Raw genomic sequence first — 17521 nt, 5'->3', positions numbered from 1 at the left:
GCTGTCATTTCGCCATGAGGTGAGGAGAAGGGGTGGGTGACCCATCGGGTCACCCACCCCATTGCGTCTTACAGGGCTAGCCGGCCGAGATCAGGAGCTAGGGGCGCCCTTGGGCCTGGATCAGACCCGCCAGAATCTTCTCGAATGACTTGTTCATCAATCCATTCGATCCCCACTGCACGGACCACGTGATCTCCGTGCCCTCCTTGAGGAGGTTCTCCAGATTCGGTGTACTGACGTCTGCTGCGAGGGGTGGGCGGGACGTGCGTCCCGCCCACCCCTCGTAACGTCAGTCCCTCTGAAGGCCCTGGTCGACTGCACCTTCCGGGTAGCCGAGACGTTCGCCGAGCGCCACCAGCGCTGCCCGGCACGGGCCGTCTAGCGGCAGCGCGTGGCGTTTGACCGCGCGCAGGAAGAGCCGGAAACCGAGGTCGGCACACGCCCCGGTGATCACCTGCTCCAGCGTTGGTACCAGGGGGGCGGGCAGCGGCAGCGGGTTGAACACCTCTCCTTCCTCGTGCGCCCGCGTCAGCGCGGCGGCCACCGCAGCCGTCGCCCTGTGCACCGCGGCGCACAGCGACTCGTCTGTCACGGGGTCGGCCGGGGGCGGGGTGAAGCCGGGGTCACGGTGGGATTCCGCCGCGAGCCAGGCCGATTCGATCCGCTCCAGCCACTCCCGCGCTCCGACCTGCTGCTTGGCCGGGTCGAACGCGTGGTCGGTTGAGCCGACCCAGGCCGTGCGGATCGTGTCGTCCGCCAGGCCGGAGTCCAGTAGCCGCCGTACGTCACGGCCCAGCTGCAGGGACGCCGGGTGGCCGAGCTCCCGGACCGACCGTTCGGTGATCAGGAGCATGGCCGAGACCGGCCCCCGCTCGATGAGGCAGTCCATCTCCGCAGGAGGCAGGTCCGCCAGCTCATCGCACTGCTCGGAGAGCCAGGTGAGGCCGGTCTCGTATGTCATGTTTACTCCGGGTAGGCGGTGTAGACGACCCAGGTCTTGGGCTTCATATGCCCCTTGGCGAACTTCAGCTGGATTACCACCGTGTTGCCGACGGCCTCGCCTGCCGAGCTGCCGCCTTTCACCCACTTCGTACCGAGCGAGGCGCCGTGCCCGGTGACCTGCAAGCGGATGGGCAGCAGGTCCTTTCTCGGGTCGAAGCCGATGCCCTTGCCGGCCCGCTGGGCCTGCCTGAGGCGCCAGGCCTCCAGCTTGTCCCCGTTGCCGGGCAGCTTGATCCAGTCTGCCATGGCCTGGTCGACCGCCGCGACGGCGATGTCCTTGCTGGCCCACTGCGTGGCCACGCCGTCCTTGGCCAGTTTGTCGGCCAGCTTCTGGGGGCTGAGGTCCACATGGTCCTCGAGGGTGTGCGCACCCTCGAGGCCCTCGTCGGCGAGGATGTTGGTGCAGTTGTGCACCAAGACGTCGCGGGAACGCTGCCCGGCGGTGCCGACGTAGAACGAGTGGAACCCGTCGACCGTGAGGTCGAACACCTCACGGGGCGCCAGGCTGGCGCGGTCCCGCAGGCCCTGCACCCGGTGCCGGATTCCGTCGGGGGTGCGCAGGCGGTCGCCCACCCGCAGGTCCGAGACCAGCGTCCAGCCGCGCTCCGCGACGTAGAACCGGTGACCGGCCGTGCTGGTCAGGACTCCGCCGCTGACGGTGATGTCCACCAGCCGCGTGGTGTCGTGGCTGAAGGTCGCGGTCACCGGCTGGGCCGCGGACTGCCCGCTCTGCGGATCGGTGGCCAGCACCGTCTCACCGACGTGCACGTCGCGGATCGCCTTGTGGGAGCCGTCCGCCATGAGTACCTGGGTGCCTCCGGGGAAACTGTTCCGGATGCAGGTGGTAACCAAGTCCTCGTACGTGTCGACAGTGTTCTCGATCTTGGCGAGGGTCGCCGGGGCGACGTCCAGTGCCTTCAGCGCGTTGAACGCCTCCCGCACCCCGGTGCCCGTGCGCATGGCGGTCTTCAGGGCGTTGAGCCCCTCGACGACCTTGCCCAGCGCCTTACCCGGGATGAAGTTGGACGCCGCCCAGGCGCAGCCGGACACACTGCCGTGCCAGCAGTCCAGGAAGTCCTGGACCAGGATCTGCTTGCCGATCTCGAGATAGGTCTTGAGCAAGCCCTGCAGGATCTCCAACTGAGTGAATGTCTTGGTGATGTCCTTCTTCAGGCCGGTGAAGGGCTCTGAACCCAGGTGCACCGTGTCCACCGAGGGGCAGCCCGACTGGGTCGCCGGCACGTTGGAGTTGGTGCACAGGTAGTAGTCGACCTTGACGTCGAAGGTGTAGGTGAAGGTGACCGTGCAGCTCGTGCCGAGGCCGGGCGGCAGCTCGCACGGCTGGTGCTGCCTGACATCCGTGACCTTGACGCTGTCCTCGTCCACGACGAAGAACGTGCCGCCGCCGAAGCTGGTGCCGGCGCCGTCGCTGACCGTCTGGTTGGCGGCCTTGCGTTCGGCGGACTCGGCTGCCTGCTGTGCTGATTCGGCGTACGCCTGGGCGTCCTTGGCGGCTTCCTCCGCCGCCGTCGCGGCGGCGTCGGCCCGCTCGGCGGCGGCCCTGGCCTGGCTGGCGGACTCTTCCGCCTGGGTGGCGGCCGCGCGAGCGGCGGCGGCGTCGAGGGCGGCGGCGTCGGCGGAGGTGCGGGCGGCTTCGGCGTAGCCTTCGGCGCGGCCCGCGGCCTGGTCGGCGGCAGCCGCGTCGGCCGCGGCCTGCTGGCCGTACTCGATGGTGCGGGCCAGCGACTGCTGCGCCTTCGCCGCGGCGGTCGCCGCTGCGGCCGCGTAGGTCAGTGCCTCCTTCGAGTAGCCGCGGGCGTCCGCGGCGTGCTTGGCGGCGTTCGCCGCGTGCTGGTAGGCGGCCTTGGCGTCGCCCTGTGCCTGGTCGGCGATGACCTGGGCGGCAGCCGCTTCCTCGGCCGCGTTGGTGGCGTGGGCGTCCGCGACGGCCTTCTGCTGCTCGGCGATGGTCTTCGCCGCCTGGCCGGACAGGACCACCAGAGAGGCGGCCGAGTCCTTGGTGACGTATGGCGAGCCGAGCTGGATCGCGTCGTTCGCGGGAGCCGCGACCTGCGCGGCCGAGTTCCCGGCGTCCACTGCGGCCTGCGCGGTGACATAGGCGAATCCCGCCGCCTTCGCCGAGGCGGCGGTGGCCTTGTCGGCCTCGGCCTTGGCCGCGTCCGCCTCGGCCTTGGCCGTCTTCGCCTGCGCCTCGGCCTCGTTGGCTGCCTTGACCGACAACGCGGCCTCGGCCGAGGCGTGCTCGGAGGCGTCGATGGCGTCGGCAGCGGCGCTGGTCGCGGTGCGCACCGCGGCGTCCGCCCGCAGCTTCGCCGCCTGCGCCTCGTCAGCGGCTGCCCGGGAGCGCTTGGCGGCGGCCTCCGCGCGGGTCGCTGCCGCGTCCGCGTCCGCTGCCGCCTGGGTGGCCGCGTCGGCCGCGGTACGAGACCGGCCGGCAGCCGCCTCGGCGTCGTCCGCGTGCCGGTCGGCCTCATTGGCCGCCGCCCGCGCGGCGTCCGCCGCATCCCCCGCTTCCAGAGATTCGGCGTAGGCCTCTTTGGCGTCGGCCTTGGCGCGCGCCGCGTCCGCCTTCTGCTCGGCGTCCCACGCGTCGTCGCGCAGTTCCCTGGCACGATCCCGGGCGGTCTCGGCGTCCTTCTTCCGGGCGACCGCTGTCGCCTCCGACGTCTCGGCCCTGCCCTTGGCGGCCTCGGCGTTGGCCGCTTCGGCTTCTGCGGTCTGCCGGTGCTGGGCCGCCTCCGACTTCTTGAGGTCGGCGGTCTCCTTCTCCTTCTTCGCCGTGGCCTCTTCGGCCTCGGCCTTCAGCCGCTTGGCGTGCGCGTCGGCCGCCGCCGCCTTGGCGTCCGCCTCCGCGACCAGGGACTCGGCGAGCTTGGCCTCGGCCAGCTCCTTGTCCTTCTTGGCGTTGTCACGGTGCAGCTTGGCCGCGTCCGCGGCCGCCTTGGCCTGCAGTTCGGCCCGGTAGGCCGCCTGCTTGCGGAACTCCGCCTTGGACTGCGCGGCCTGCGCCAGCGCCCGCTGGGCGATCGTGGCGCTGTCCGCGGCCGCCGCCCGGGTGGCCGCCTCGGCGGTCTCGCCGGCCTTCACCAGCGCCGCGACCGCGGCCGCAGCGCCCTGCGTGACCTGCGCCTTCTGCTGGCCTACCAGCAGACCACGGCCCCGCGGCGCCCCGTTGGCGTCCGCGATCGCGTACGCCGCCTGTTCGGCGGTGGCGCTGGCGGTCTGGGCGGCCGTCGCGGCCGTCGCCTGGTGCTTGAGCTCGGCCAGCTCGGCCTGCGCTCCTGCGCGCGCGGCGCTCAGCCGCTGCGACGCCTTGGTGAACTCCGTCGACGGCGGAACGCTGCCGTTGTGCTCGGAGACCTTGAACAGCACCTTCTGCGTGGCAGCGTCGCTGCAGGCGGCCGCGAGCACCTCCTGTCCGGCGTTGTACACGGGGGTCAGGCACTTGTTCGCCCCCAGATTCTGCAGGGCGGCTTCGGCCCGGACGCTGAACTTCCACACCTGCATGGGCGTGCCGTTGCAGGTCCAGATCTGGAGTTTCGTCTGATTGGTGGCGACGTCGAGGCACTTCTGCGAGTTCACGTTCTGCAGGCTGTAGCCCTCGCCGTATTCCCCGTTGATCCTCCACTGCTGGGCGGCCGCCGTGGAGCAGGCGACGACCTCGACAGCCGTGCCGTTCGCGGTGCCGGAACCCTGCACGCCCAGGCACTTGCCGGTCGCGCCCGGGAAAGTCGCACCCAAGATCTTGACGGCCATCGGGGAGGTGCCGATCCAACCGATGCCGCCCGAGGACCAGTAGTCCTGCCAGCGGGTGATGTGGTCGGCGACCCACGAGTGGCCGAGCATCTTACCCATCGACTCGGAGCCCACGGTCAGCGCCTGGACGGCGTTCTTGTTCGCGGTCAGGATGTCGTTGCGCTTGGCGGCCTGCGAGCCGATCTCCTGCTGCCACTCCGCCCCGGCGGTCGCGGAGACCTCGGCCAGAACCTTCTCCGGGTCCATCGGATCACGCCACGCACAGGCGGCGAACCGGGACTTGAGGTCCTCGACCGCGACCCGGTGCTCGGCGGTACCCGGCACCGGCGCCTTGTTAGGGAAGCCGCCCGAGCTCAGGAACATGCGGGCGTTGTCCGCGCCCGTCGGCTCCAGGCTCCAGTCCGTCAGGCGCTCGTAGGCGTCCCGCAGGGCGACCTGTCGGTTCCAGTCCGGCAGGGACGGATTGGGGTCGCTGCCGTACAGCGGCTGCCCCAGAGCCTTGACCGCCGCAACGGTCTCCGCGTCGGCCGGCGGAGTTGCGTCCTCGTAGAAGTCGCTCTCGTCCTTCCAGAACCGGTCGGCGATCCACGCCGTGAGGCCGGTCTGGGAGTGGAAGTCCTCACCGTCGTCACCGCTGGTCCCGGGCGGCCACTCGAAGTCGGCGACAGAACCGAAGCCGCCCGGCGTCTCGAGCCCGTATATCTTCCAGCTGTCGTGGAGCGCGTCGAGCCGGTCCAGCTCAGCAAGTGCGGCATCCTGGTCCGACTTGTACGCGGTGGCGAGCGGCGTGTCCTCCCAGTAGTCCCGGTTCGCCAGCTCCCGCAGCCGCTCCGGGCTCTGATTGAGCCCGTCCTTCGCGGTGGCGGCCATGGCCGGCCCGCCCAGCCGCAGTACGTCGCTCATCAGGCACTGGTCCTGCCGCAACTGCTCGGCGGCGGTGTCCTCGTACCAGTCGTAGTCGGCGGCCAACTCGGTCTGCGGTGCCGTGTACCCGTCGCTCACACCCACCCCGGCCAGCAGGGCCATGGCAAGCAACGGCGGGAGCAGACGGCCGGTCAAGCGGGAGAGTCGAAGCAGGGGTCTGGGAGACCCTGGGGGTCTGGAGCGCAATGGAGTACCAGTTCTGGTCAAGGAGCCGACCGAAGGATGCGGCGCGGCCGGCATGACTCAGCGGCCCCGCGCTCTCGAACCTGACGGTCACTCAAGTGGTGGTCCGGACATAGAAAAAGGCCCGAACCTGGGGGCAGGATGGTACCCAGAGGGCGGCAGGCGCGGATAGAGAATTAGCTCTCCCCGTAGGAGAGTTGAGCAGATCAGAGGCGGCCCCGCGGTGCTGCCGAGAGCGGCGTTCTCTGCGCGGGCAGTGCGGCCATTGTCATCCCGAGCGAGGAGAACGTGAGCTCATGGTCGCCCGTGATCTCGGCGGCCGGAACGCCTCCGCATCCGCGGGCAGCACGTGGCCATTCGGTATACGGAACGTCTCGTCGAGGCTGCCTCTTTGGTGTCGTACCCCGCCGTGGCCCAACACGACAGCTACGTCTGCACCGGAAAACTTGGCCCCCTGAACGGCGCGGCCTGCCAAGGTAGGCCGCGCACCACACCACACGACCGCGCACCGAGCACGGACCGCACCATGCGAGGGGACACCATGGCTAAACAGCGCATCACTGTCTGTCTGCCGCCCGTCGGCCCCGACGGGCTGAAGCAGGCGATCGAGCAGGCGATGGCCCCCTTCCGGTACTACCGTGAAGACCGCCCCCACCCTGACTGGGTGGGAGAGTGGGACTACTGGTTCGTCTCAGGGGCGAACTGTCTCTTCGACGTGCTGCCAGGCCACGAGGACGACCCCCGGCTCGTGCGGTACGACGACTGGACCAATTCCCCCGAGGACCTGCCGCCCTCCCGCTGCCACGGCGGGCCGCGCGGCATCCTCGACCTCGACACCCCCCGCGCCGCCGAGGCCCGCCGGGCGGCCGACACCTGGACGGCGTACCAAGCCTTGGCCGACCGCTACCCGCCCGCGCTGCGCTTCCGCCACTTCGAAGAGCGGGCCAGGTTCCTGGAGCCCGAACACGCCAGGGAGGCGGCCGTGGCCGCCTTCCGTGAACAGCCTCTGATCAGGGCGATCGAGGCCGACCCCGCTCTGGAGGAGCGGTTCACCTTCGACCCCGTCCGCCACTTCGACGCGGACCTGGAGACCTACGTGACCCGCCATGTGGCCGCCGTGCTGCCCACCCCCGCCCTGCTCACCCTCGACGGGCGGTGGGTGGAGGCCGGCGGCCTCGACTACAAGCAGATGTTCAACGCCTATCTGGACGGCCTGCCCGGCGACACGATGGTCGTACGGGTGCTCTACCACTCGTGACGGACTAGCTAAGGGCTGTCCCGCAGTGATCGCGGCTCCAAGTAGGTAGCCACCTGAAGAGCCGGCGATGTGTTCAGCCGGTGGTTCGTGGAGTGTCCAGGGACTGGGCGAAGTCGGCGAGCGCGAGGAAGTCGTTCTCCCGTAGGCCGATCCGGGGATTGACGTGGTGCAGCAGCCCGGACCCGCGATGGTGGGCGGTTACGTACGTCTGATCCAACTCGCTCTGTTCGTCGTCCACCCAGGCGAAAGGACGGCCGTTGGCGTAGTCCACCAGCGGACCGGTCTTCCAGTGAACTCCATCAGGGCGCTCTTGGAGCAAGGCGTCGCCGAAGTCGACGAAGGGTAGTTCCGGAAGGCCGAGCACCGGTGCGATCCACCGGTTGGCTTCGTCCATCCATGTGGTGGCCCAGCACAGCTCGAAACCGAGCTGGGGCAGGAATCGCCCGTGCTCTGGGTTGAGCCAGACCCGCGGGGGGCGTCGCCGGGACGAGAGACCCGTGTCCTCCTTATGGGCCCCGCCGTCCAAGGGCACTCTGAGTGTGGTGTACCCGTCGGGACGCTTCTCCGGCTTGGCCGCATAAGGGTTGAGCGGCCCGTCCACATCGAGGAACAGCAGTGGTCGGTTCACGGTTTCCCCCGTCTTGCTCACTATCGACTGCCCCGAGAAGCGTAGCTGCAGAGATCGTCTCGGCATTGGGCCGACCTGAGTGATGATCACGATGTGGTGGGTGTGATCACGGCATCGGAGCCGTCCTGAATAGCCCCGTTACCGGGCTGAGTCCGCGCTGCTTCGGCAAGCTGCTGACCACGCTGCGGCGCAACGGAGCAGACGTGGTTCATCGGGACCGGCCGTGGAGTCTGCCGCTGGAGGACCGGGTGCTGCTGGTCACGGCCTACTGCCGTACCAACTTGACGCTGCGCCAGCCAGCCCCGTTGTTCGGCGTCCGAAGTCCACAGCCTGCCGAGTCATCAACCACCTCGGACCCCTACTCGCGCTCCGGCCCCGCAAGCGGTTCGCCAAGGACAGCGGTCTCATCGTCGACGGCACCCTGGTCCCCACCCGCGACCACACCATCGCCGAGTGGTCGAAGAACTACCGGCCCACGGCTGGCTGTCTGGCCGGTTGTTGCGTCGGACGAGTCCGTAGATCGTCTCCTGCCGAGCAGTTGCGAGTCCCGTATTGAAGGCGGAATGGGCGCCATCGCTGCTCGTTGAGATCTTGCCCTGCTGGTGTGCACGCTCAAAGGTCCACCGGACGTAGTTGCGCAGGATGCGGTTGCCGTCCGGTGCCTTCGCTTCCCGGCCGTCCCAGTTCTCGGGTTCTGCCATGTCCGCCAAGCGGTCGAAGAGGTCGGGATCGCCCGTGCCGCCCCGAAGACTTGCGCCCGATCGCACATACCCCATGTGCGCGTACTCGTAGAGCGCATTGCCAGACAGACCCGACGGACGGTTCGTTCGTGCTGCGGAGAGTAGCGTCGGGCCGTCGAAGTGCTGCTTCAGACGAGCAAGGTCGGCTGGTGACACCATGGGCTGGTTCTCGCTGGTCACCAGCTGACGCGGCTGGGGTCGGCCGGATAGTCCGGCAGGGCCACGGTGCTGCTGACTTTCTCGCCCAGTTTGAGCATGCCGTTCAGGAAAAGGGAGCGCGAGAGCAAGGTATTGCGGAGGCGCATGGCGGTGGCGGTGGCGGGGGCGAGGAACTTCCCGGTGCGGTCGCCGCCTGTCTGGCAGCCCTTGGCGTACTTGCGGAGCCTGCTCTTGTGGGCTGACGGGAAAGGCGATGTGAACAACCTCCCCTTCGACGATGGAAGTCCATTGACTCAGCAACTCATGCTGGACGGGCCTCACCAGGAGGTATTGAAAGGCCTGGCCCTGAAAGTCATCGCGGCTGGCTTCGATGCCCCAGTGGATGAACTCGGAGGTAACAGAGACCATGTGGACGCGAAGTCGAATTTCGGGAAGGATATTCTGGGTATGCTCACGGATGGTGGGGCTGGAAATGAAACGCCTACCGCTTTCCTCGGTAGCTACAACATGGAATACCAGGTGATCGCGCAATCGAAGGAATCTCGCTCCTTCACGGTTGCTTTCGCCTCTTACAATAAGGCGGGAATGGGCTCGCTGACGCATATCCCCGGGGTGAATGACATCCCTTCCGGTCATGCTTTCGCCAGTATTGCGCAGGAGTTCTACGGTACGGTGACAGTTCGTGTCCGATGATTCCGGCATCGCCCAGCCGCTCAGGTCCGCGAAATTGCTGGCTACGACGGCACGGCTTGTCTCTCTGCTGCTCTTGATCGTGTCGTATGCGGCGTATGTGTGCCAGGCGTTCCCGATTCCGAGTACGCAGGAAGACCTCGTGAGTGCTCTCCGGTCGGACAGGCCACCGGCGGTTGAGATCGGGTACGACGATCGTGGGGTGAACCTGCTCTGGGAGACGGCTCCGCTGATCTACCGCGAACTGCACATGCACGTACCGGGTGTGCTCCACGGCAGCAATGACGTGGCCGCTGTGGAGGAAGCGATCGCCGCCAAGGCGGGCATGCGCGTCAAGGATCTCCCTTTCCGGGACCGGCAGCCGCAGTATGAACCAGGCGGCCTGGCCGTTCTTCTGCCCGCGACCTATCCGCTCTTTCTTCGGTCCGCCGTCCTGCGCTTGGCTGTGGTCGGCGTGGGCGTGGCTGTGTTGACTGCGGCTTACGCGCTGCCGCGCAGGTACATGCGGGTGAAGAACCGTGGCGTATGGTTCACCGTCTGTCTGACCACTGGGTTCGGATTCTTCACCTGCCTGTGGCTCGAACGCTTTGCGGCTCCCGATACTGGAGAGCCGCCTGAGCTCAAGCCGCGACACGCGTGGGGAGCGTCGCTTGCGACCGGTGTGATCCTGGCAGCGGGCGGATGGGGGTTGGTCCATGTGATGCGGTGGATGCTGGCTTGATCTTCAATCGGGTCGGGCACGTGGAGAAGTGGCAGCCGGCTCTGGACATGCTCGATGAGACACGCTCGTGGGGCATCGAGGTGCCGCTGGCCATCGCGGACGCCGGATACGGCGACGCCGCCGCGTTCCGGCACGGGGTGCAGGCTCGCGGCCTGAACTACGTGGTGGGGATCTCCACTACGCTCTCGGCCCAGCCCGGCGACGCGGCGCCGGTGACCGAGCCGTACTCCGGGGCCGGACGCCCGCCGGCGGCGAAGTACAGACCCTGCTCGCGGTCTGGACCGGTGCCTACCCCCACCTGCCACCGCGACATACCCACCCCAATACCGACCTGACCAAGCACTGCTAGCCGATATATGACGATGCGGAAGTCGCGCTGCGCCGGCCGCCAGGACCCCGTCCTGGAAGAGCCGGCCGTGTCGCTCAGGCGAGGAGGCCGCGGGTCAGTGCCGCGAGCCGTGCGCGTGCCGTGCCTCGCCGACGAGTTCACCCCCAGGAACGCGACACCCTGCGAGAGCTGCTCGCGCGCTGCGTCACGGCCATCCGGCAGGACTGAGCGCGCGGCGGCATGAAGCGCAGCTGCGGGCGCGCTTAAGAAAACCTCGATGGACCTGTGGCGCGGGGTGCGGCAGATTTCTCCGTGACGGCGCAGGATGGTGCGCGGCAGCCGGTCGACGCGCGCTGCCATGCCGTCCCTCTCATTTTTCCCCGGGCCGCAGGCTTGTCCTCAAGGCTGCCCCCGGCCCGGGGCACTCAACGCCGTACAGCGCAGGGAGCCACCGCCGTGAAGGCACTCGTGAAGCAGAAGGCCGAGCCGGGACTCTGGCTGATGGACGTGCCCGAGCCGGAGATCGGCCCCTCGGACGTACTGATCAAGGTGCTCCGCACCGGCATCTGCGGCACCGATCTGCACATCCGGAACTACGACGGCTGGGCCCGGCAGGCTGTACGCACCCCGCTCGTCCTCGGGCACGAGTTCGTCGGCGAGGTCGCGGAGACCGGTGCCGATGTCGTCGACATCAGCGTCGGCGACCTGGTGAGCGGCGAGGGACACCTGGTCTGCGGGAAGTGCCGCAACTGCCTGGCCGGACGCCGCCACCTGTGCCGCTCCACGCTCGGGCTCGGCGTCGGCCGGGACGGGGCGTTCGCCGAGTACGTCGCCCTGCCCGCGTCCAACGTCTGGGTGCACCGGGTCCCCGTCGACCTCGACATCGCCGCGATCTTCGACCCGTTCGGCAACGCTGTCCACACCGCGCTGTCGTTCCCGCTGGTCGGCGAGGACGTACTGATCACCGGCGCCGGTCCGATCGGCATCATGGCCGCCGCCGTCGCCCGGCACGCGGGCGCCCGTCACGTCGTCATCACCGACGTCAGCGAGCCCCGGCTGCAACTGGCCAGGAAGGTCGGCGTCAGCCTCGCTCTCAACGTCAGCGAGGAGACCGTCTTCGACGGGCAGAAGCGCCTCGGACTGCGCGAGGGCTTCGACGTCGGCCTGGAGATGTCCGGGCGGCCCGAGGCGATGCGCCACATGATCGAGAACATGACGCACGGCGGCCGGATCGCCATGCTCGGACTGCCGTCCGAGGAGTTCCCCGTCGACTGGTCCCGCATCGTCACCTCGATGATCACCATCAAGGGCATCTACGGACGCGAGATGTACGAGACCTGGTACGCCATGTCGGTACTGCTGGAGGGCGGCCTCGACCTCGCCCCCGTGATCACCGGCCGGTACGGCTACCGCGACTTCGAAGCGGCCTTCGACGACGCGGCGAGCGGCCGCGGCGGCAAGGTCATCCTCGACTGGACCGCCTGACCTCCGACCGCCTCCGTACTCAGCTGGGAGACACCTCATGTTCGAATCCGTACGCGACGACATGCGCACCACCCTCGAAGAGATCCAGGCCGCCGGACTCCACAAGCCCGAGCGTGTGATCGGCACCCCGCAGTCCGCGACCGTTGCCGTCACCGCAGGTGGCCGCCCCGGTGAGGTGCTCAACTTCTGCGCCAACAACTACCTGGGCCTCGCCGACCACCCCGAGGTGATCGTCGCCGCCCGCGAGGCGCTGGACCGCTGGGGCTACGGCATGGCCTCGGTCCGCTTCATCTGCGGCACCCAGGAGGTCCACAAGGAGCTGGAGCAGCGGCTCTCCACGTTCCTCGGCCAGGAGGACACGATCCTCTACTCCTCCTGCTTCGACGCCAACGGAGGTGTCTTCGAGACCGTTCTCGGCCCGGAGGACGCGGTCATCTCCGACGCCCTCAACCACGCCTCCATCATCGACGGCATCCGCCTGTCCAAGGCCAAGCGCTTCCGCTACGCCAACCGCGACATGGCCGACCTGGAGACCCAGCTGAAGGAGGCGTCCGGGGCCCGGCGCCGGCTCATCGTCACCGACGGCGTCTTCTCCATGGACGGATACGTCGCCCCGCTGCGCGAGATCTGCGACCTGGCCGAGCGCTACGACGCCATGGTCATGGTCGACGACTCGCACGCCGTCGGCTTCGTCGGCCCCGGCGGTCGCGGTACGCCCGAGCTGCACGACGTGATGGACCGCGTCGACATCATCACCGGCACCCTCGGCAAGGCCCTCGGAGGTGCCTCCGGCGGCTATGTCGCGGCCCGCGCCGAGATCGTCGCGCTGCTGCGCCAGCGCTCCCGCCCGTACCTCTTCTCCAACTCGCTCGCCCCGGTCATCGCGGCGGCCTCGCTCAAGGTCCTCGACCTCCTGGAGGCCGCAGGCGACCTGCGCGAGCAGCTCAATGCCAACACCGCGCTCTTCCGTACCCGGATGACCGAGGAAGGCTTCGACATCCTGCCCGGCGACCACGCCATCGCCCCCGTCATGATCGGGGACGCGGCGAAGGCAGGCAGGATGGCGGAGCTGCTTCTGGAGCGCGGTGTGTACGTGATCGGGTTCTCGTACCCGGTCGTCCCGCAGGGCGCGGCCCGTATCCGCGTCCAGCTCTCCGCCGCGCACTCCACGGCGGATGTGCACCGGGCCGTCGACGCGTTCGTCGAGGCACGGGCCGCGCTGGGGGAGTAGCGCCGCTGGCAGTCGTGGGTGAGGTCGTAAGGACGGGGCGCTGTACGGGCCCCGTCCAAGAGCCTCACCCGCGCGACCGGGTTCCCGCCGTGACCTGGGACAATGGGCCACATGATCGATGCACGGCGGCTGCGCATTCTCCGTGCGGTGGCGGACCACCGCACGGTGACCGCCGCAGCCGCCGCGCTGTATCTCACGCCCTCCGCGGTCTCCCAGCAGCTCGCCGCGCTGGAGCAGGAGACCGGACACCGGCTGGTCGAACGCAACGCACGCGGCGCCCGGCTCACTCCACCCGGCGAGATCCTGCTGACCCACACCAACGCGGTGCTGGCCCAGCTGGAACGGGCCGAGGCGGAGCTCGCCGCATACAGCGCCGGGGATGCCGGTACGGTCACGGTCGCGGCGTTCGCCACCGGCATCGGCCTGGTTCTTGCCCCCGCGATCGCCGAACTGACGCTCACCGCGCCCGGCATCCGGGTCCGCGTCCAGGACGCCGAGGGCGATGCGAGCGTGCCGATGGTGCTCGACCGGCAGGTCGATGTCGCGGTCGCCGTCGAATACCGCGGCGCGCCGGACGAGAACGACCGGCGGCTGACCCGGGTACCGCTGTACTCGGAGCCGTTCGACGCGGTGCTGCCGGTGGACCATCGGCTGGCCGACCGGGAACAGGTGGCGATCGCCGACCTGGAGAAGGACTCGTGGATCGGTCCGTACCCCGGCAACCCCTGCCATGACGTGGTGGTCCTGGCCTGCGAGTTCGCCGGGTTCCAGCCGAGGCTGGAGCATTCCTCGGACGACTTCCGCGCGGTCGTCGCGCTGGCCGGCGCGGGTGCCGGAGTGGCGCTGGTGCCGCGGTCGGCGCTGCGGGGGATGGAGCTGGCGGGGGTGGTGGTGCGGCCGGTGGAGGGCAGCGCCCCGACCCGCCGGGTCTTCGCCGCGGTGCGGCACGGGGCGGAAGGGCATCCGCTGATCGCGCCGGTGCTCGATGCGCTGGCCACGGCGGCGGTACGGGAGGCGGCGCTGCCGCTGTCGGCCTCGCCCTGACGCGCGCCCGGGTGCAGGGGCGTCCGCCTGTCGTGAGGCGCGTCCGCGGTGGGTGCTGTCCTCAACGGCCGTACGGGCTCACGTGCGGCGCTTGAGGACGAACCGGCAGCCGGCGCTGCGGTGGCATTGCGTACTCGCGGATCTGTCGGCGAGCTGGACCCGGTCCCTACTCACCGGAACTCGACGGTGTGGAGGACGGGCGACGGCTGCCGGCCGCGATCGAGGCCGCCGCCTACTTCGTCATCGCCGAGGCCCTCACCAACATCAGCAAACACAGCGGCGAGGGACCGTACGGATCGACCGGACCGTTCCTAACCAGTGCGCAGGAGTGAGTCCTGGACCCACTGCTGCGTTCTGGGCGCATCCCGAACGGTGTTGGATGCGCTGGGTTCCCGCTTTCGCGTCCCGTTCGGCGGCACGCCTCCAGGGGCGTGATCCGTTGCGGGTGGGCGGGTCCCCTCACGTCCCCGGGTGCCTGGTGGGGCCTGGGCGGTCCGATGCCCCGCACGATCACTCCGGTCGTGTGGGGGCGGTGCCGTCCGACGCCTGACCGGGTGTCCGAGGGCGCGGCGTCCGATCGCGATGCCGGCGGCATCGTGACGGGACATCTTTCGCTTGGGGGTGGCCAGTGGTTTCTGCCAGTGCTGGGCACCCCACATGCTGGTGTAGGCGGGGTCGACCGCGACAATACTCAGGCCCTGTTCGGCAGCCATGGAGACCAGCCGCGCCTTGAGTCTGCCAGTCGGAATACCCGAGATCAGCTGCCTGAATTGTTTCCTGCGGCCGTGTTTCTCGCGGGTCTTGTCGGTGGTGAAGTCGAGGTCTTCGATGGCGATCGCGGCGGCACCGGTCTGCTTGGCCCAGTGCAGCAGCTGGGTCAGGGCGTGGCGGATCTGTGCGTCGCGGTGGGTGGTGGTGCCGGAGAGGTCATAGGGGAAGTGGTGGGGGTTGCCGATGGGGTTGCCGTGTGGGTCGAGGTGGTAGGCGGCGAAGTGGTCGGCGTTGGTGTCGACGCCGACCATGCCCCGAGCGCGGGCGGTCTCCAACGGGATGGTCTGCACGGTGGGGCGTTGCCAGGAGGCGGTGAGGTACCAGCGGTGGCGGTCGGTGTCGAGGTGGATGCGGTAGGCGACGGCCCGGTTCGCGGCGATGCGGTCCGCCCACTCCACGCCCCGGTGCGCGAAGCCGATACGGGCGGTGAGGGTGTAGCGGCCGTGCGGGGTGTTGGCCAGGTGGGCGAGCGGGGCGGGCAGCTTGATGGACACCTCACCGTCCGGGGTGACGCGGATCGTCTCGTTCCCGAACCGCTTCCCCGACTCACCGTCCGCCGCGATGAACCAGCGCTCCGCCTCCCACCGCTCCCGCCACCGGCCCTCGGTCAGCCGGGCCCGGGTGAGGTGGTGGCGGGTATTGAGGAGACGTCTGCCGCCCCGCACCACACGCACCCGCCCGGCCTGCCGGTCGGCGACAACGGCCGCATGCCGCGCCTCCAGCGCGGCCAGGCGCCGGGACTTGTGGAACCACCCACTCCGGGAGCGGTAGCCGCCCGCGGCCCGCTTCGTCCCCGGCGTACCGATCGGTAGGGACAGGCGGTGGCGCAGCGTCCTGATCCCGGCTTCCAGTGTCTGGATGTGTGTGGCCTGGCAGCGGCGGGCCAGTGCCCACTGGTCGTGTGTGGCCTTGGTGATCGCGCCCGCGATCCGTGACGACGACAGCGCGGTCAGGGCCCGTTTGCGCGATGCCCAGGTGTCCGCGCTGTGCTGCAGACCATCCGCGCAGCGGGCTTTGAGGTCACGCGAGGCCAGACGGCCCTGATGCTCACCGACCGCGCGGAGCACGGTCTCGTCCTGGGGCGTGAGGTGCTTCAGACGGTCCCGGACCGCCACCCCGCGAGGCCCGGGCACCACGAAGGACGCGGCCAACTCCCGCAAACCACCCACCACATCACCCCCTCCCACCAGGCTGGACACCTGCCACCCAGCCCAACGAGCAACAGCTGCCAAGGTCACCCATTCGGCTTCAGAACCCCCGTTCCCACCCCGCGAACCCGCCACCAGGACTCACTCCCGCTCACCACAACTCGCTTCAGTGCAGCAAACCGGCAGCAGCTCGCAACCCCCACTCGCGTGGACCGGCACGCACGGGCAGGATGCTGTGTGCCGTGTCGCGTCGCCAGGAGGTCCGCATGTCCAGCCCGAACCAGCCCGTACCGTTCACCGCCGACGACTACCGGGCCCGCATGGTGCGTGCCGCCGAGAGCGCCGCCGAGGCCGGGCTCGCGGGAGTGCTGGTCGCCCCCGGACCCGATCTCGTATACCTCACCGGCTACCAGCCCGTGAACACCGAACGCCTCACCGTCCTCGTCCTCACGGCCGGCCAGGACCCGGTTCTCGTCGTCCCCACCCTGGAGGCCCCGGACGCCGAGAAGGCCGTCGGCGCACCCGCCCTCACCCTCCGCGACTGGACCGACGGCAAGGACCCCTACGCCGTCACCGCCCCGCTGCTCGACGGCCGGGGCCGGTTCGGGATCAGCGACAACGCCTGGGCGATGCACCTGCTCGGGCTGCAGCGGACGCTCCCGGACACCTCGTACGTCTCCCTCACCGAAGCCCTGCCGATGCTGCGCGCGGTGAAGGACGCCGCCGAGCTGGAGCGGATCGCCGCCGCGGGGGCCGCCGCCGACGCCACGTACGGCGAGATCCTCAAGGTGCGCTTCGCCGGCCGAAAGGAGACCGACATCGCCGCCGATCTGGCCGGTCTGCTCAAGCAGTTCGGGCACTCCCAGGTCGACTTCACCGTCGTCGGCTCCGGCCCGAACGGCGCCAATCCGCACCATGAGGCGGGCGACCGCACCATCGAGCGCGGCGACATGGTCGTGCTCGACTTCGGCGGCCTCAAGCACGGCTACGGCTCCGACACCTCCCGTACGGTCCATGTCGGCGAACCCACCGCCGAGGAGCAGCGGGTCCACGACATCGTGCGGGAGGCCCAGGAGGCGGGCTGCAACGCGGTCCGGCCCGGCGTCGCCTGCCAGGAGATCGACCGGGCGGCCCGCGCCGTCATCACCGAGTTCGGCTACGGCGAGCGCTTCATCCACCGGACCGGCCACGGGATCGGCGTCACCACCCACGAGCCGCCGTACATGATCGAGGGCGAGGAACAGCCGCTGGTGCCCGGGATGTGCTTCTCCGTGGAGCCGGGCATCTATCTGCCGGGCCGGTTCGGTGTCCGGATCGAGGACATCGTCACCGTGACCGAGGACGGCGGCCGACGCCTCAACGGCACCGCGCGCGAACTGGCGATCGTCGAGTAGCCGGATACGGCACCGCGTGGATACGGCACCGCGCGTTC

14 protein-coding genes and 2 pseudogenes are annotated in these 17521 nt (G+C 69.4%); 10 read left to right on the top strand and 6 right to left on the bottom strand.

The window, feature by feature from the left end:
* Window positions 1-289 precede the first annotated feature (289 nt).
* Both ACH4EW_RS12845 and ACH4EW_RS12840 read right to left on the bottom strand, forming a co-directional pair.
* The gene (locus tag ACH4EW_RS12845) at window positions 290-961 is read right to left on the bottom strand and encodes a hypothetical protein (RefSeq protein WP_093900453.1); all 672 of its coding nucleotides are present in this window, start codon (window positions 959-961) and stop codon (window positions 290-292) included.
* 2 nt (window positions 962-963) lie between these two features.
* Window positions 964-5805, bottom strand: a complete 4842-nt coding sequence (locus ACH4EW_RS12840) for an RICIN domain-containing protein (protein WP_398256025.1) — start codon at window positions 5803-5805, stop codon at window positions 964-966.
* 622 nt (window positions 5806-6427) lie between these two features.
* Between ACH4EW_RS12840 and ACH4EW_RS12835 the strand changes: the two genes are divergently transcribed.
* Window positions 6428-7144 carry a hypothetical protein gene (locus ACH4EW_RS12835; RefSeq protein WP_398255276.1) on the top strand — a complete coding sequence of 239 codons (717 nt, stop codon included), beginning with the start codon at window positions 6428-6430 and terminating at the stop codon, window positions 7142-7144.
* 73 nt (window positions 7145-7217) lie between these two features.
* Here ACH4EW_RS12835 and ACH4EW_RS12830 read toward each other — a convergent pair whose 3' ends face one another.
* The gene (locus ACH4EW_RS12830) at window positions 7218-7772 is read right to left on the bottom strand and encodes a hypothetical protein (protein ID WP_398255273.1); all 555 of its coding nucleotides are present in this window, start codon (window positions 7770-7772) and stop codon (window positions 7218-7220) included.
* 93 nt (window positions 7773-7865) lie between these two features.
* On the opposite strand from ACH4EW_RS12830, the pseudogene ACH4EW_RS12825 reads away from it, so the two are divergent.
* Window positions 7866-8244 (top strand): annotated as a pseudogene (locus ACH4EW_RS12825) (transposase family protein); the annotation flags it as partial.
* On the opposite strand, the gene ACH4EW_RS12820 reads toward ACH4EW_RS12825, so the two are convergent.
* Both ACH4EW_RS12820 and ACH4EW_RS12815 read right to left on the bottom strand, forming a co-directional pair.
* Window positions 8177-8473 carry a DUF3825 domain-containing protein gene (locus tag ACH4EW_RS12820; protein ID WP_398256022.1) on the bottom strand — a complete coding sequence of 99 codons (297 nt, stop codon included), beginning with the start codon at window positions 8471-8473 and terminating at the stop codon, window positions 8177-8179. The pseudogene ACH4EW_RS12825 and the gene ACH4EW_RS12820 overlap by 68 nt on opposite strands.
* A gap of 215 nt (window positions 8474-8688) precedes the next feature.
* Entirely contained in the window at window positions 8689-8934 is a 246-nt protein-coding gene (locus ACH4EW_RS12815) for a hypothetical protein (protein WP_398255271.1), read from the bottom strand.
* On the opposite strand from ACH4EW_RS12815, the gene ACH4EW_RS12810 reads away from it, so the two are divergent.
* The 7 genes and pseudogenes from ACH4EW_RS12810 to ACH4EW_RS12780 all read left to right on the top strand — a co-directional run bounded on the left by ACH4EW_RS12810 (window position 8927) and on the right by ACH4EW_RS12780 (window position 14502).
* Window positions 8927-9364 (top strand): hypothetical protein, encoded by a 438-nt coding sequence (locus ACH4EW_RS12810; RefSeq protein ID WP_398255269.1) that lies wholly within the window; start codon window positions 8927-8929, stop codon window positions 9362-9364. The two genes, ACH4EW_RS12815 and ACH4EW_RS12810, sit on opposite strands and share 8 nt — an antisense overlap.
* Window positions 9354-10082: a hypothetical protein gene (locus ACH4EW_RS12805; RefSeq protein WP_398255266.1), complete on the top strand. Its 729-nt coding sequence runs from the start codon at window positions 9354-9356 to the stop codon at window positions 10080-10082. Before ACH4EW_RS12810 ends, ACH4EW_RS12805 begins: the two co-directional genes overlap by 11 nt.
* Window positions 10083-10090: 8 nt before the next feature.
* Window positions 10091-10417 (top strand): annotated as a pseudogene (locus tag ACH4EW_RS12800) (transposase); the annotation flags it as partial.
* A gap of 449 nt (window positions 10418-10866) precedes the next feature.
* On the top strand, window positions 10867-11895 hold the full coding sequence (gene tdh, locus ACH4EW_RS12795; RefSeq protein WP_398255263.1) for an L-threonine 3-dehydrogenase: 1029 nt from the start codon (window positions 10867-10869) through the stop codon (window positions 11893-11895).
* 37 nt (window positions 11896-11932) lie between these two features.
* Window positions 11933-13126, top strand: coding sequence for a glycine C-acetyltransferase (locus ACH4EW_RS12790; protein ID WP_398255260.1), 1194 nt, complete (start codon window positions 11933-11935; stop codon window positions 13124-13126).
* Window positions 13127-13237: 111 nt separating this feature from the next.
* Entirely contained in the window at window positions 13238-14170 is a 933-nt protein-coding gene (locus tag ACH4EW_RS12785) for a LysR family transcriptional regulator (protein ID WP_398255257.1), read from the top strand.
* A 188-nt stretch (window positions 14171-14358) separates the two neighbouring features.
* The gene (locus tag ACH4EW_RS12780; protein ID WP_398255255.1) at window positions 14359-14502 is read left to right on the top strand and encodes a hypothetical protein; all 144 of its coding nucleotides are present in this window, start codon (window positions 14359-14361) and stop codon (window positions 14500-14502) included.
* Here the strand turns inward: ACH4EW_RS12780 and ACH4EW_RS12775 are convergent.
* Window positions 14482-16110 (bottom strand): IS200/IS605 family accessory protein TnpB-related protein, encoded by a 1629-nt coding sequence (locus ACH4EW_RS12775; RefSeq protein ID WP_398256020.1) that lies wholly within the window; start codon window positions 16108-16110, stop codon window positions 14482-14484. The genes ACH4EW_RS12780 and ACH4EW_RS12775 overlap by 21 nt on opposite strands.
* Window positions 16111-16355: 245 nt before the next feature.
* On the opposite strand from ACH4EW_RS12775, the gene ACH4EW_RS12770 reads away from it, so the two are divergent.
* Window positions 16356-17483, top strand: a complete 1128-nt coding sequence (locus ACH4EW_RS12770; RefSeq protein WP_398255252.1) for a M24 family metallopeptidase — start codon at window positions 16356-16358, stop codon at window positions 17481-17483.
* Window positions 17484-17521: the final 38 nt, after the last annotated feature.

Origin of the sequence: Streptomyces sp. NPDC018000, assembly GCF_044328025.1 — a bacterium.
GTDB lineage: Bacteria > Actinomycetota > Actinomycetes > Streptomycetales > Streptomycetaceae > Streptomyces.
Note: the sequence above shows the minus strand (reverse complement) of the source record. Positions and strands in the feature narration are given on the sequence as shown.